19 protein-coding genes are annotated in these 13115 nt (G+C 51.7%); 6 read left to right on the forward strand and 13 right to left on the reverse strand.

Going from position 1 to position 13115, the window contains the following annotated elements; genetic code table 11:
* Positions 1 to 227 precede the first annotated feature (227 nt).
* Positions 228 to 782, forward strand: a complete 555-nt coding sequence (locus tag N5C09_RS21035) for a gamma carbonic anhydrase family protein (RefSeq protein ID WP_063450574.1) — start codon at positions 228 to 230, stop codon at positions 780 to 782.
* Here N5C09_RS21035 and N5C09_RS21040 read toward each other — a convergent pair.
* Genes N5C09_RS21040 through dprA form a run of 6 tightly spaced genes read right to left on the reverse strand, consistent with a single transcriptional unit; the run spans position 758 to position 4541 of the window.
* Complete coding sequence (locus N5C09_RS21040) at positions 758 to 1006, reverse strand: DUF1488 domain-containing protein (protein WP_204643864.1); 249 nt, start codon at positions 1004 to 1006, stop codon at positions 758 to 760. The two genes, N5C09_RS21035 and N5C09_RS21040, sit on opposite strands and share 25 nt — an antisense overlap.
* Entirely contained in the window at positions 1003 to 1821 is an 819-nt protein-coding gene (gene aroE, locus N5C09_RS21045) for a shikimate dehydrogenase (protein ID WP_279749812.1), read from the reverse strand. Before aroE ends, N5C09_RS21040 begins: the two co-directional genes overlap by 4 nt.
* Positions 1822 to 1825: 4 nt before the next feature.
* Positions 1826 to 2398, reverse strand: coding sequence for an L-threonylcarbamoyladenylate synthase type 1 TsaC (gene tsaC / locus N5C09_RS21050; protein ID WP_279749814.1), 573 nt, complete (start codon positions 2396 to 2398; stop codon positions 1826 to 1828).
* The gene (locus tag N5C09_RS21055) at positions 2391 to 2945 is read right to left on the reverse strand and encodes a topoisomerase DNA-binding C4 zinc finger domain-containing protein (RefSeq protein ID WP_064910972.1); all 555 of its coding nucleotides are present in this window, start codon (positions 2943 to 2945) and stop codon (positions 2391 to 2393) included. The genes tsaC and N5C09_RS21055 overlap by 8 nt, the downstream gene beginning before the upstream one ends.
* A 26-nt stretch (positions 2946 to 2971) precedes the next feature.
* Positions 2972 to 3445 carry a DUF494 family protein Smg gene (smg, locus tag N5C09_RS21060; RefSeq protein ID WP_000460665.1) on the reverse strand — a complete coding sequence of 158 codons (474 nt, stop codon included), beginning with the start codon at positions 3443 to 3445 and terminating at the stop codon, positions 2972 to 2974.
* On the reverse strand, positions 3417 to 4541 hold the full coding sequence (gene dprA / locus N5C09_RS21065; protein ID WP_279749815.1) for a DNA-protecting protein DprA: 1125 nt from the start codon (positions 4539 to 4541) through the stop codon (positions 3417 to 3419). The genes smg and dprA overlap by 29 nt, the downstream gene beginning before the upstream one ends.
* Before the next feature lie 127 nt (positions 4542 to 4668).
* Between dprA and def the strand changes: the two genes are divergently transcribed.
* The 5 genes from def to mscL all read left to right on the forward strand — a co-directional run bounded on the left by def (position 4669) and on the right by mscL (position 9447).
* A complete protein-coding gene (gene def, locus N5C09_RS21070; RefSeq protein ID WP_006812188.1) occupies positions 4669 to 5178 on the forward strand; it encodes a peptide deformylase in 510 nt (169 codons plus the stop codon).
* A 23-nt stretch (positions 5179 to 5201) separates the two neighbouring features.
* Positions 5202 to 6149, forward strand: a complete 948-nt coding sequence (gene fmt, locus N5C09_RS21075; protein ID WP_063450568.1) for a methionyl-tRNA formyltransferase — start codon at positions 5202 to 5204, stop codon at positions 6147 to 6149.
* A gap of 52 nt (positions 6150 to 6201) precedes the next feature.
* Entirely contained in the window at positions 6202 to 7488 is a 1287-nt protein-coding gene (gene rsmB, locus N5C09_RS21080) for a 16S rRNA (cytosine(967)-C(5))-methyltransferase RsmB (RefSeq protein ID WP_107534022.1), read from the forward strand.
* Positions 7489 to 7510: 22 nt separating this feature from the next.
* Positions 7511 to 8887 carry a Trk system potassium transporter TrkA gene (gene trkA / locus N5C09_RS21085; RefSeq protein ID WP_003863337.1) on the forward strand — a complete coding sequence of 459 codons (1377 nt, stop codon included), beginning with the start codon at positions 7511 to 7513 and terminating at the stop codon, positions 8885 to 8887.
* A 146-nt stretch (positions 8888 to 9033) separates the two neighbouring features.
* The gene (gene mscL / locus N5C09_RS21090; protein WP_003863335.1) at positions 9034 to 9447 is read left to right on the forward strand and encodes a large-conductance mechanosensitive channel protein MscL; all 414 of its coding nucleotides are present in this window, start codon (positions 9034 to 9036) and stop codon (positions 9445 to 9447) included.
* Here the strand turns inward: mscL and N5C09_RS21095 are convergent, their stop codons facing one another.
* The 7 genes from N5C09_RS21095 to rpsK all read right to left on the reverse strand — a co-directional run bounded on the left by N5C09_RS21095 (position 9448) and on the right by rpsK (position 13106).
* The gene (locus N5C09_RS21095; RefSeq protein ID WP_193038314.1) at positions 9448 to 9663 is read right to left on the reverse strand and encodes an alternative ribosome-rescue factor A; all 216 of its coding nucleotides are present in this window, start codon (positions 9661 to 9663) and stop codon (positions 9448 to 9450) included.
* 57 nt (positions 9664 to 9720) lie between these two features.
* Positions 9721 to 10146 (reverse strand): Zn(2+)-responsive transcriptional regulator, encoded by a 426-nt coding sequence (gene zntR / locus N5C09_RS21100; RefSeq protein WP_107534024.1) that lies wholly within the window; start codon positions 10144 to 10146, stop codon positions 9721 to 9723.
* Positions 10147 to 10148: 2 nt separating this feature from the next.
* Positions 10149 to 10517 carry a DUF1992 domain-containing protein gene (locus N5C09_RS21105; protein ID WP_279749816.1) on the reverse strand — a complete coding sequence of 123 codons (369 nt, stop codon included), beginning with the start codon at positions 10515 to 10517 and terminating at the stop codon, positions 10149 to 10151.
* 107 nt (positions 10518 to 10624) lie between these two features.
* On the reverse strand, positions 10625 to 11008 hold the full coding sequence (gene rplQ, locus N5C09_RS21110) for a 50S ribosomal protein L17 (protein WP_001216368.1): 384 nt from the start codon (positions 11006 to 11008) through the stop codon (positions 10625 to 10627).
* Between the two features lie 40 nt (positions 11009 to 11048).
* Positions 11049 to 12038 (reverse strand): DNA-directed RNA polymerase subunit alpha, encoded by a 990-nt coding sequence (rpoA, locus tag N5C09_RS21115; protein WP_002919219.1) that lies wholly within the window; start codon positions 12036 to 12038, stop codon positions 11049 to 11051.
* A gap of 25 nt (positions 12039 to 12063) precedes the next feature.
* Positions 12064 to 12684, reverse strand: coding sequence for a 30S ribosomal protein S4 (rpsD, locus tag N5C09_RS21120; RefSeq protein ID WP_003863314.1), 621 nt, complete (start codon positions 12682 to 12684; stop codon positions 12064 to 12066).
* Between the two features lie 32 nt (positions 12685 to 12716).
* Complete coding sequence (gene rpsK / locus N5C09_RS21125) at positions 12717 to 13106, reverse strand: 30S ribosomal protein S11 (protein WP_003863312.1); 390 nt, start codon at positions 13104 to 13106, stop codon at positions 12717 to 12719.
* Positions 13107 to 13115 lie beyond the last annotated feature (9 nt).

Genomic DNA, 13115 nt, shown 5'->3' on the forward strand with positions numbered 1-13115 from the left:
CGTTGTCTGTGAAGTGATTCACATCCGCCGTGTCGATGGAGGCGCATTATAGGGATCCCAGTTTTTAGCACAAGTATTTTTTAGATCTTTTTTTCCAACTGCTGATTTTCCGTGCTTTTCGCTGAAAACCCACCCGATCCGCTTAAAAATTGACGCATTTTGCCTTGCCTCGATCCCCGATTACGATCAAAGTCTTCTTTATAGCGCTCATTTATATCGAGGTAGATATGTTTGCAGTATTACGCCCTTATAAAGATCTGTACCCCCAACAAGGCGATCGCGTGATGATCGATGCCAGCAGCGTGGTTGTGGGTGATGTCCGCATGGCCGATGATGTCAGCATCTGGCCACTCGTCGCGATCCGGGGCGATGTTAACTACGTTGCAATCGGTGCACGCACCAATATTCAGGACGGCAGCGTGCTGCATGTGACGCATAAATCATCTTACAACCCTGAAGGCAATCCGCTCATCATTGGGGAAGATGTTACCGTCGGTCATAAGGTGATGCTCCACGGCTGCACGATCGGTAACAGGGTTCTCGTTGGGATGGGATCGATTTTGCTGGATGGCGTCATAGTAGAAGATGACGTAATGATCGGCGCAGGGAGCCTTGTTCCACAAAACAAACGCCTGGAAAGTGGCTATCTCTATTTAGGCAGCCCGGTTAAACAGATCCGCCCCTTAAAAGAGGCGGAAATCGAAGGGTTGAAATACTCCGCGAACAATTACGTTAAATGGAAGAATGACTATCTGGATCAGGATAACCAGACCCAGCCCTGATCGTCTTCCTGCTGATCGCGGATCAAATCGCTGGCTTCCTCTTCCAGATCCCAGCGATTTTCGCTAAAGACCGCTAACGCATCTGATCCCCCAAAGCGCTGGTGCAGCGTTTCCCCTTTAATCGCACAGGTTAACTGCATTCCATGCACCAGTACCGGGAAGCAAACCGCTTGCCTGTTCTCATCCCAGATTTCTCTGTCGGGAAAATGAATCGCCTGATTCACGCCATCATTTCCTGTTTCAGTTTTTCAATCACTGGCTCTACAGAAGGTAACACGCCATGCCAGAGTAACACCGCATGAGCCGCCTGCCCCACCAGCATGCCCAGACCATCAGCCATATGTTTTGCTCCCTGTTGTTCGCACCAGTTCAGAAAAGGCGTCTTCCCTTTTTGATAAAACATGTCATAGGCATAGATATGGGAATGAATCAGGGACGCGGGAATTGCAGGGATCTCTCCATTAATACCGCTGGAGGTGGCATTAATCACAAGGTCAAATTCGTGACCCGCGAGCTCATCAAGCGCCAGCGCAGTGACGCTGCCAGTATGTGCGAACAACGCCGCCAGCTCTTCTGCTCTGGAGAAAGTCCGGTTGGTAATCGTCACCGCACAATCCAGAGAAAGGAGAGGAAGCAATACGCCGCGCGAGGCGCCACCCGCACCGATCAGCAGGATCCGAAAGCCTGGTTTAATAAACGACAGTCGCTCCAGATCGCTGAGCAAACCAATGCCGTCGGTGTTATCGCCCAGAAGGCGGCCATCTTCGAGCCGCTTTAGCGTATTAACGGCACCGGCGAGCGACGCACGCTCGGTCAGCTCATCCGCACGCCCGAAAGCCTCTTCTTTAAAAGGCACCGTCACATTCGCACCTTTACCACCCGCATCAAAAAAGCCATTCAGCGTCGGTATAAATGCATCAACAGGCGCAAGGACCCGACCATACGGATGATCTATCTGCAATTGATCCGCAAACAGCTGATGGATCAGAGGCGACTTGCTGTGCGCGATCGGGTTACCAAATACAGCGTAGGTTTCCATCACATTATCCCTGGCGAAAACGTTCGCCGGTCAAGGCATCGCGAATTTCTGACGGGTTAAGACGACCACCGGTTTCACCGACGGCTACCGGGAAATCATTCCCGAATTGCGCCAGAACTTCTTCGGTTGTCCGACAAGGCGGAAGCCCGGTCAGGTTGGCGCTGGTAGAAACCAAAGGTTTACCAAATGCCTGGCATAGCTCCACCACCAGCGGATGGTCGGTGACACGTACCGCAAGTGAATCGAAACGCCCGGTTAACCAGCGCGGCGTTGTCGGCTGTGCAGGAAAAACAAACGTCACGGGACCAGGCCACGCAGAAAAAATGGTTTCCCGCTGTGCAGGTGTCAGCATGGAATCATCAATATAGGGTTTAAGCTGCTCGTAACTCGCAGCGATCAGAATCAATCCTTTTTCGACAGGCCGCTGTTTAAGCGCCAGCAGCCGGCTAACGGCAACCTCGCTGTCAGGATCGCACCCGACCCCAAAAACGGCTTCTGTTGGATAGGCGATGACTTCTTCTTTTTTCAGGGTTTCCACCGCCTGAGCGATGGAGCCTGATGGCAGGTTATTATTCACTGATTTGATCCGCCGAAACCGGCTTTCCACATTGTTTACTGGCGCAAAAGCGCTTCATGCCTTGCGCGGTTTTCTTCTCTATAAGTAACGGATAATCGCAATGAGAGCAGACGCCCGCTACTGGTTTGAAATTGATAACGAACTGGCATTCAGGATAGCGATCGCATGAATGGAAGGTCTTGCCATAACGAGAGCGGCGCTGCACCAGTTGACCACGCTGGCACTGAGGGCAGGCAATTGCCGTTTCATCTGGCTTATCAATTTGTTCCGTATGCTCACATTCCGGGTAGCGGCTGCATCCGATAAACATTCCGAAACGCCCCTGCCGCAGCGCCAGTTCACCGCCACAGAGAGGGCAAAGCTGCCCCTCCAGAATTTTTACAATATGTCCGTCCGCCTGGCTTTTCAGGGGACGGACATAATCACATTCCGGATAGTGTGAACAACCGAGAAACGGACCGTGTTTCCCGGACCGAATAACAAGTTCAGCCCCGCACTGTGGGCAGGGCTCGTTTTTATGCACCGTAAAGAGTGCTGATTTGGCCATAACAACTCTTGTTGCTGCACGTAGAATTAATGCAGCATACCTTCATTCACTTCAAAGAGTAATTCTTCCATTTGCTGATAGGCGTTTTCACAGCCCGGAATGTTGAACAGAACCATCAGGATCACCCATTTCAGATCTTCCAGTTCAAACTCAGCAGTATCCAGCGCCATGACGCGCTCTATCACCATCTCTCTCGTTTCGAGGTTTAGCACCTGAATCTGCTCGAGGAATAAGATGAATCCCCGGCAGCTGGCATCCAGCCTTTCACACTCTTCAGCTGTATAGATGCGCACAGACAATGGGTCAGAAGCAAGCTGCATCGGTTCGGCGAGGCCGTCCTGATAATCAGCCAACTTATCCAGCCACATCAACGCATTATAGATATCTTCCCGCTCAAAACCTGCGTCGGTCAGATCCCGTGTTAATTTGTCCTGATCCACCTGCATTTCTGCTTCGTTGTGGATGTAAGTCTCAAACAAATACATCAGTACGTCGAACATGGCATGCCCTCCTTATTCGGACATAGCCGCCGGGTACAGCTGCGATCCACCCTGCTAACTCCAGTTCGAGTAGCTGTGCTACCGTTACTGGCACAGGTTGGCCGGCACGTTCAGCGACAACGTCAACAGGTGTTACCTCATCTCCTACGTTAGCCAGGAGCTTGGGAAATGGCAATGCTACGGCCTCCTGATCCGATGAAATATGTCGCTTTTGGCGATTATCCTGCAACCAATGCAATCCATACTGCAAATTTTCCAGGATATCCTCTTTACAGGTCACCAGCGTTGCCCCCTGTTTTATCAGCCAGTGAGGGCCTTCGCAGCCGGGGTTCCCCAACGGGCCGGGCAGCGCAAAAACTTCACGCCCCTGCTCCAGCGCGCACCTGGCGGTCACCAGCGATCCACTTCGAATCGCAGCTTCGACCACCAGCACGCCCTGGCTTAACCCGCTGATGATCCGGTTACGCCGTGGAAAGTTACCCGGCCTGGGCGATGTTGAGAGTGAAAACTCAGACACTATCGCCCCCTCTGAAGCGATAAGTTGCTCAGCCAGAACGTGATGACGACGCGGGTAGAGACTAAAAAGACCATTGCCAAGCACGGCGACACTTCGCCCTTTTGCTGTCAACGCCGCATGATGTGCGACACCGTCGATGCCGCAAGCCAGGCCACTGGTGATCGTAAAGCCACATTGAGAGAGCTGTTCACTGAGAATTTTTCCCCACCGCACGCCATACCATGAGGGCGCACGGCTGCCCACAACCGCAAGCTGCATGCTGTTAAGCACGTCAACGCGGCCTCGCACAAATAGCGCCCCGGGAAAATCAGGGATCAAACGCAACAATGGCGGGAAGCGAGGATCGTCAGCCGTGAGAAGATGGTTGCCTGCATGCTCCAGCCATTCCAGGCTACGTTCAAGTTCACTCTCACTGAATGAAAAAAACTTTGCGACATGTTTGGCCGAAAGCCCTGCCTCTTTGACAGCGTCAGCATCAACGATAGCCTTGCGAAGCAACCGCTGCGCGGTTTCCAGCATCGCATCACCGTATAACGATCCGATGTTTATAAGCCGTAACCATATCTCTGTGGACGTCATCCTTTTCCCTGCCATAAGCAGCCTCAGCAATCTTTGCGATTGGTCACTGATGCTGTCAATCGACCGGGGATTTGTCTAGAATAGAAGTAATATTCTTTTCAACTCCTGAACACGACTCTGGAAATTTATGGCAGTTTTGCAAGTGTTACATATTCCTGACGAGCGCCTTCGCATCGTCGCGGAACCGGTTAAAGAAGTGAATGCAGAAATTCAGCGTATCGTCGATGATATGTTCGATACCATGTACGCTGAAGAAGGCATTGGCCTGGCGGCGACCCAGGTAGACATTCACAAGCGTATTATCGTGATCGACGTTTCTGAAAATCGCGATGAGCGCCTGGTGCTGATCAACCCTGAACTGCTTGAAAAAAGCGGCGAAACAGGTATTGAGGAAGGCTGTCTGTCCATCCCTGAACAGCGCGCTTTGGTGCCTCGTGCCGAAAAAGTTAAAATTCGCGCACTGGATCGTGACGGCAATCCGTTTGAACTGGAAGCCGACGATCTGCTGGCGATTTGCATTCAGCATGAGATGGATCACCTGGTCGGTAAACTGTTTATCGATTACCTCTCACCACTGAAACAACAGCGTATTCGTCAGAAAGTAGAGAAACTGGATCGTTTGCGTTCTCGCGCATAACGCCCCCGGATACAAGGAATAACGTGTCTACATCACTACGTATAATCTTCGCGGGTACCCCTGATTTTGCAGCGCGTCATCTCGACGCGCTGTTATCGTCTGGTCATCAGATCGTTGGCGTATTCACTCAGCCGGACCGTCCGGCTGGCCGCGGTAAAAAACTGATGCCTGGCCCGGTTAAAGTACTGGCAGAAACGCATGGTTTACCGGTATTCCAGCCAGCGTCATTACGACCTCAGGAAAACCAGCAGTTAGTGGCAGACCTGAATGCCGACGTGATGGTGGTTGTGGCTTATGGCCTCATTCTGCCGAAAGCGGTTCTCGATATGCCCCGTCTGGGCTGTATTAACGTCCATGGTTCCTTGCTCCCACGCTGGCGTGGCGCGGCCCCAATTCAGCGCGCTCTGTGGGCAGGCGATGCTGAAACAGGCGTTACAATCATGAAGATGGACGTAGGTTTAGACACTGGCGACATGCTGTATAAACTGGCGTGCCCCATTACCGCAGAAGATACCAGCGCCACGCTGTATGACAAGCTGGCGGATCTCGGCCCACAGGGACTGATTGAGACGTTGCAACAGCTTGCTGACAATACGGCGAAACCTGACGTTCAGGATGAGGCGCAGGTGACCTATGCTGAAAAGCTGAGTAAAGAAGAAGCCCGGATCGACTGGTCCCTGTCAGCAGCTCAACTCGAACGCTGCATCCGCGCCTTTAATCCGTGGCCGATGAGCTGGTTAATGATTGATGAGCAGCCAGTGAAAGTCTGGAAAGCTTCCGTTATTAACGGCAATACCTCGGCAGAGCCCGGTACGATTATCGACGCCAGTAAAAACGGTATTCAGGTTGCGACCAGAGAAGGGATCCTGAATCTTGAATCGCTGCAACCGGCCGGTAAAAAGGCGATGAGCGCGCAGGACCTGTTAAATTCCCGTCGTGAATGGTTCATTCCTGGCAATCGCCTTGCCTGAACGCATTTACTCTTAAAGCCCGGTGTGTCCGGGCATTTTTATTTTTACGGTTATGAAAAGACAAAATCTACGCACCATGGCGGCTCAGGCCGTTGAGCAGGTTATCGAGCAGGGCCAGTCACTGAGTAATGTTCTGCCTCCACTGCAACAAAAGGTTTCCGATAAAGACAAAGCCCTGCTCCAGGAGCTTTGCTTTGGCGTTCTGCGCACCCTTTCTCAGCTTGAATGGTTAATCAACAAGCTGATGTCACGCCCGATGAGCGGCAAGCAGCGCACCGTGCATTATTTAATCATGGTCGGTTTCTATCAGCTTCTTCATACTCGCATTCCTCCTCATGCTGCGCTGGCTGAGACAGTGGAGGGTGCCGTTGCGATTAAACGTCCTCAGTTGAAAGGACTGATCAACGGCGTGCTGCGTCAGTTTCAGCGTCAGCAGGACGAACTGCTGGCAGAATTTGCGCAAAGCGAAGCGCGCTTCCTGCACCCTGAATGGCTGCTGAATCGCCTTAAAAAAGCCTACCCACAGCAATGGCAAGAGATCGCTGATGCCAATAATCAACGTCCACCGATGTGGTTACGCGTCAATCGTAACCATCACACGCGCGACGCATGGCTGGCCCTGCTGGAAGACGCCGGGATGAGTGGCTTCACTCACGCTGCTTATCCTGATGCGGTTCGTTTAGCCTCCCCTGCTCCGGTACACGCATTACCCGGCTTTGACGAAGGCTGGGTAACGGTACAGGATGCATCCGCTCAGGGCTGCATGACCTGGCTTGAACCGAAGGACGGGGAGCACATCCTCGATCTCTGTGCAGCACCAGGGGGTAAAACAACGCACATTCTGGAAGTGGCGCCGCAGGCCAGCGTGATGGCCGTAGATGTTGACGAGCAGCGCCTGTCACGCGTCTACGACAACCTCAAACGTCTGGGTATGAAAGCACAGGTTAAGCAAGGCGATGGACGCAAACCCGCAGACTGGTGTGGCGATACCCGGTTCGATCGCATTTTGCTCGACGCCCCCTGCTCTGCAACCGGCGTTATTCGTCGTCATCCCGATATCAAATGGCTGCGTCGCGATCGTGATATCAAGGAGCTTGCCCAGCTGCAATCCGATATTCTGGATGCCATCTGGCCGCACCTCAAACCCGGCGGAACCCTGGTGTATGCAACCTGTTCCGTTCTGCCGGAAGAGAACAGTCAGCAAATTGCGGCTTTCCTGAAACGCACCCCGGACGCCGCGCTGCACGCTACAGGTACCCCTGAGCAACCGGGTCTGCAAAACCTGCCTGGCGCAGAAGAGGGTGATGGCTTCTTTTACGCTAAGCTAATCAAAGAGTGATGTTGAGAACAGGTCACGAACGATGAAAATTATCATTCTGGGCGCAGGGCAAGTTGGCGGAACGCTGGCGGAAAACCTCGTGGGTGAAAACAACGATATCACCATTGTGGATACCAATGGCGATCGTCTGCGCGTTTTGCAGGACAAGTTTGACCTCCGCGTTGTTCAGGGGCACGGCTCTCATCCACGTGTACTCCGTGAAGCGGGCGCGGACGATGCCGACATGCTGGTTGCAGTAACCAGTTCTGATGAAACCAACATGGTTGCTTGTCAGGTGGCCTACTCGCTTTTCAACACCCCGAACCGCATCGCCCGCATTCGTTCCCCGGACTATGTCCGGGATGCGGAGAAGCTGTTTAATTCCGAAGCGGTACCCATCGACCATCTTATTGCGCCAGAACAGCTGGTTATCGACAGTATTTATCGTCTGATTGAGTATCCGGGCGCGTTGCAGGTTGTGAACTTTGCTGAAGGAAAAGTAAGCCTGGCGGTCGTGAAGGCCTATTACGGCGGCCCGCTGATTGGTAATGCTCTGTCGACAATGCGCGAGCATATGCCCCATATCGATACGCGTGTTGCGGCTATTTTCCGTCACGACAGGCCTATCCGTCCGCAAGGTTCCACCATTGTCGAAGCCGGAGATGAAGTCTTCTTTATTGCGGCGTCTCAGCATATCCGCGCGGTGATGAGTGAGCTACAGCGTCTCGAAAAACCGTATAAACGTATTATGCTGGTCGGCGGCGGAAATATTGGCGCAGGCCTGGCGAGACGACTGGAAAAAGACTATAGCGTGAAGCTGATCGAACGAGATCAGCAGCGCGCGTCGGAGCTGGCTGAAAAACTCCAGAATACCATCGTGTTTTATGGCGATGCTTCGGATCAGGAATTGCTGGCCGAAGAGCATATCGATCAGGTCGATCTTTTTATTGCCGTCACCAACGACGACGAAGCGAATATTATGTCCGCCATGCTCGCCAAGCGTATGGGAGCCAAAAAAGTGATGGTGCTTATTCAGCGTAAGGCTTATGTCGATCTGGTACAGGGAAGCGTGATTGATATTGCTATTTCACCTCAGCAAGCCACCATTTCTGCCCTGTTAAGCCACGTGCGTAAAGCGGATATCGTCGGCGTTTCGTCCCTTCGTCGTGGTGTTGCTGAAGCCATTGAAGCCGTTGCGCACGGGGATGAAACGACGTCGCGCGTTGTGGGTCGTGCGATCGACGAAATTAAACTTCCACCTGGCACCATTATCGGCGCCGTAGTGCGAGGTAACGATGTCATGATCGCCAATGATAATTTACGTATCGAGCAGGGGGACCACGTTATTATGTTCCTAACCGATAAAAAGTTTATTACCGACGTCGAGCGTTTATTCCAGCCAAGTCCATTCTTCCTGTAAGGATCCGGGTGCTCCTTCAAGAGCACCCGAATATTAACCTTTTAATTTCCATGCCTTTTATTTTGCATAACGATTATTTATCCCCAATGGCAATTAGCTAATCATTTGTTAAACTTATAGGCGTCAGCTGGCACAAGGAGAACATAATGAGTTTTATTAAAGAATTTCGCGAATTTGCGATGCGCGGGAATGTGGTGGATTTGGCTGTGGGTGTCATTATTGGTGCGGCGTTCGGTAAGATCGTTTCATCGTTAGTCGCCGACATTATTATGCCGCCGTTAGGGCTGTTGATTGGAGGCATTGATTTCAAACAATTCGCCTTCACCCTGCGGGAAGCCCAGGGCGATATCCCTGCGGTTGTAATGCACTATGGCGTATTCATTCAGAACGTTTTTGATTTCGTGATTGTGGCATTTGCCATTTTCATGGCCATCAAACTTATCAACAGACTTAACCGTAAAAAAGAAGAACCGGCTGCTGCCCCGCCAGCACCCACTAAAGAAGAAGTCTTGCTGACTGAAATTCGCGATCTGTTAAAAGAACAGAATAATCGCGTTTAATCAGGCGAGAAAAACAGAAAGGCCAGTGGTAAAAAAGCGATTCGCTTGCTTGCCACTGGCCTCCCAGTTACCCCGTTGTGCATGTTTACCTTTACGCAAATAACTGCCTTTCCCTTTTTTGTTCTTCTCAACACGCTGTCTGAAAAGCGGGTCGTGAAGCAATGCCTCAATGGCGTTATCCTTAATTTGTCCCTTAGTATGCTGATAGCGGCTCATCATTTCTCCTGAGCATAGTTAATGTCGGCTGGAGTCTAGACCCTGCCTGATAAAAAATCAACAACCCTGAGTTTCACTACTTGCCCCCTGCTCAAGTGCTTCCAGAATTGAGCAATAAACGCTGCTGTGAGCAGTACCGCAGCACGCGTCGTTCAGCCTTTGCAGAGACCGCTGCATGGCTTGCAGCTCCTGAATTCGTGCTTCAACTTCATCCAGCCTTGCCTTCACGATGCTTTTCGATTCCTGACACGTGTGATGTTCAGGATCGATACGGATCGACAGCAGTTCACGGATCGACTCCAGCGTGAAGCCGAGCTGCCGTGCATAGCGGATAAAACGCAGGCGTTGCAGGTCGTTATCCGTATAAAGGCGAAATCCGCCTTCCGTTCTGACCTCATGATCGATCATCTGCTGCTTTTCGTAATAGCGGATAGTATCCGGCGTTACGTTAGCAAGTTTCGCAAGTTCTCCTATGCGGTACATGGCTACTCCTCGTTTATTTTTTGCCTTAACCTTTCACTGTATTCGCCATGCAAAAAGTCGGTGTTCATTCCCGTCTGGCGAAGCTTTAGCTCAATAAGCGCTAAACGACGACTGATTTCGGAGTACCGGGGGTCGTCCTTATGAATGCCTTTAAGCAGATCGGCAAGCTCGACGGCTTCATTGCGTTGCTGAAGTTCAGGAGGTAAACAGCCTGCATTTTTCAGTAAGCGATAGCCGGCGCGTAAGTCGGTTGGAACATGTGAATCATCATCCAGCATCAGCGGTTCACCGCTACCGGGAAGATTGTCGAACTCGCCTTTGTTTTGGGCATCGGAAATATGGCATTCAGCCCACTGATCGAGCAACCACATAATGAACTCCAGGGGATGAGCAGAAAAGATACAGACATTGTAGATAAGTGGTGATTCTGTGGATATAAAAAAACCCGCCGAGGCGGGTTTTTTTACGTTACTACAGATTACTCTGCAGCAGCTTCTGCTTTCTCTGAACGATCAACCAGCTCGATGTAAGCCATCGGCGCGTTGTCGCCTGCACGGAAGCCACACTTCAGAATGCGAGTGTAACCACCGGCACGGCTCGCGAAACGCGGGCCCAGTTCGTTAAACAGTTTTGCCACGATCTCGTTATCACGAGTACGGGCGAATGCCAGACGACGATTAGCAACGCTGTCAGTCTTGGCAAGAGTAATCAGCGGCTCAACTACGCGACGCAGCTCTTTCGCTTTAGGCAGGGTCGTCTTGATGATTTCATGACGAACCAGTGAACCTGCCATGTTGCGGAACATAGCCTGGCGATGGCTGCTGTTGCGGTTCAGTTGACGACCACTCTTACGATGGCGCATGACCTTATCCTTCTCAGTAAAACCTTAACCTGTGATCCGGTTACTCGTCAGCAATGCTTGCCGGTGGCCAGTTTTCCAGGCGCATGCCCAGAGACAGACCACGTGAAGCCAGCACGTCTTTAATCTCGGTAAGAGATTTTTTACCCAGGTTCGGCGTTTTCAGCAACTCAACCTCGGTACGCTGTACCAGATCACCGATATAGTGGATAGCTTCTGCCTTGAGGCAGTTAGCAGAGCGGACAGTCAATTCCAGATCGTCAACAGGGCGCAGCAGGATCGGATCGAATTCTGGTTTCTCTTCTTTCACTTCCGGCTGACGTACATCACGTAAGTCAACGAAAGCTTCCAGTTGTTCTGCCAGGATGGTTGCCGCACGACGAATCGCCTCTTCAGGATCGATTGTGCCATTGGTTTCCATTTCGATGACCAGCTTGTCCAGGTCGGTACGCTGTTCTACACGCGCTGCTTCAACATTGTAGGCAATACGCTCTACAGGGCTGTAGCACGCGTCGACCAGCAGACGGCCGATTGGGCGCTCATCTTCTTCCGAATGAATTCGGGCAGAAGCCGGCACATAACCACGACCGCGCTGAACTTTGATACGCATGCTAATCGCTGCGTTCTCATCGGTCAGGTGGCAGATCACGTGCTGCGGCTTGACGATTTCAACATCACCGTCGTGGGTGATGTCGGCTGCAGTCACAGGGCCAATGCCAGATTTATTCAGAGTAAGAATAACTTCATCTTTACCCTGAACTCTCACCGCCAGCCCTTTCAGGTTGAGCAGGATTTCAAGGATATCTTCCTGAACGCCTTCTTTGGTGCTGTACTCATGAAGTACACCATCAATCTCAACCTCGGTCACCGCGCAACCCGGCATCGATGAGAGCAGAATACGGCGCAGTGCGTTACCCAGAGTATGGCCAAAGCCACGCTCTAAAGGCTCAAGGGTCACCTTGGCGTGCGTCGAACTCACTTGCTCGATATCTACCAGGCGCGGTTTTAGAAACTCTGTCACAGAACCCTGCATTGTGTCCTCTCTTTGGTACTAAGCTTTACTTGGAGTAAAGCTCGACGATCAGGTGTTCGTTAATGTCCGCAGACAGATCAGAACGTTCTGGCTGACGCTTGAACGTACCTTCCATCTTGCCAGCATCAACTTCCAGCCAGGTTGGCTTTTCACGCTGCTCAGCCAGCTCCAGAGCGGCTTTCACGCGAGATTGCTTTTTCGCTTTCTCACGAATGCTAACAACGTCATTCGCTTTAACCTGATAAGAAGCGATGTTAACAACACGACCGTTTACCATGATTGCTTTATGGCTAACCAGCTGGCGTGATTCAGCACGAGTCGCGCCGAAGCCCATACGGTATACAACGTTGTCCAGACGACCTTCCAGCAGAGCCAGCAGGTTTTCACCTGTGTTGCCTTTCAGACGTGCTGCTTCTTTATAGTAGTTACGGAACTGACGCTCCAGCACACCGTAGATACGGCGAACTTTTTGCTTTTCACGCAACTGCACACCATAGTCAGACAGACGCGGTTTACGCGCACCGTGCTGGCCAGGAGCTTGTTCAATTTTACACTTGGTATCGATCGCGCGAACGCCAGACTTAAGGAATAAGTCGGTGCCCTCACGACGGCTCAGCTTGAGCTTAGGACCCAAATATCTTGCCATTTTCTATCTCCAACTAACCTAAAAAACGAGCGTTATACGCGACGTTTTTTCGGCGGACGACAACCGTTATGAGGGATCGGAGTCACATCAGTAATATTCGTGATGCGGAAACCAGCGGCGTTCAGAGCGCGAACAGTAGATTCACGACCCGGACCCGGACCTTTAACCATAACTTCCAGATTCTTGATGCCGTATTCTTTTACGGCTTCAGCGCAACGCTCTGCTGCAACCTGAGCTGCGAACGGAGTGGATTTGCGAGAACCACGGAAACCGGAACCACCGGCTGTTGCCCAACCCAATGCGTTACCCTGACGATCAGTAATAGTAACGATGGTGTTGTTGAAAGAAGCATGGATATGAGCCACGCCGTCAGAGACTTGTTTTCTTACACGTTTACGTGCACGAACTGGTGCCTTTGCCATTATTCAATC

Source organism: Enterobacter sp. GD03975, from assembly GCF_029838645.1.
GTDB lineage: Bacteria > Pseudomonadota > Gammaproteobacteria > Enterobacterales > Enterobacteriaceae > Enterobacter > Enterobacter quasihormaechei.

Coding starts and splice junctions, on each gene's coding strand:
- N5C09_RS21055 (WP_064910972.1), bottom strand. CDS start 2,945: ATGGCCAAATCAGCACTCTTTACGGTGCATAAAAACGAGCCCTGCCCA.
- def (WP_006812188.1), top strand. CDS start 4,669: ATGGCAGTTTTGCAAGTGTTACATATTCCTGACGAGCGCCTTCGCATC.
- rpoA (WP_002919219.1), bottom strand. CDS start 12,038: ATGCAGGGTTCTGTGACAGAGTTTCTAAAACCGCGCCTGGTAGATATC.
- rsmB (WP_107534022.1), top strand. CDS start 6,202: ATGAAAAGACAAAATCTACGCACCATGGCGGCTCAGGCCGTTGAGCAG.
- mscL (WP_003863335.1), top strand. CDS start 9,034: ATGAGTTTTATTAAAGAATTTCGCGAATTTGCGATGCGCGGGAATGTG.
- rplQ (WP_001216368.1), bottom strand. CDS start 11,008: ATGCGCCATCGTAAGAGTGGTCGTCAACTGAACCGCAACAGCAGCCAT.
- aroE (WP_279749812.1), bottom strand. CDS start 1,821: ATGGAAACCTACGCTGTATTTGGTAACCCGATCGCGCACAGCAAGTCG.
- trkA (WP_003863337.1), top strand. CDS start 7,511: ATGAAAATTATCATTCTGGGCGCAGGGCAAGTTGGCGGAACGCTGGCG.
- dprA (WP_279749815.1), bottom strand. CDS start 4,541: ATGACGTCCACAGAGATATGGTTACGGCTTATAAACATCGGATCGTTA.
- rpsK (WP_003863312.1), bottom strand. CDS start 13,106: ATGGCAAAGGCACCAGTTCGTGCACGTAAACGTGTAAGAAAACAAGTC.
- N5C09_RS21105 (WP_279749816.1), bottom strand. CDS start 10,517: ATGTGGTTGCTCGATCAGTGGGCTGAATGCCATATTTCCGATGCCCAA.
- N5C09_RS21035 (WP_063450574.1), top strand. CDS start 228: ATGTTTGCAGTATTACGCCCTTATAAAGATCTGTACCCCCAACAAGGC.
- smg (WP_000460665.1), bottom strand. CDS start 3,445: ATGTTCGACGTACTGATGTATTTGTTTGAGACTTACATCCACAACGAA.
- zntR (WP_107534024.1), bottom strand. CDS start 10,146: ATGTACCGCATAGGAGAACTTGCGAAACTTGCTAACGTAACGCCGGAT.
- rpsD (WP_003863314.1), bottom strand. CDS start 12,684: ATGGCAAGATATTTGGGTCCTAAGCTCAAGCTGAGCCGTCGTGAGGGC.
- N5C09_RS21095 (WP_193038314.1), bottom strand. CDS start 9,663: ATGAGCCGCTATCAGCATACTAAGGGACAAATTAAGGATAACGCCATT.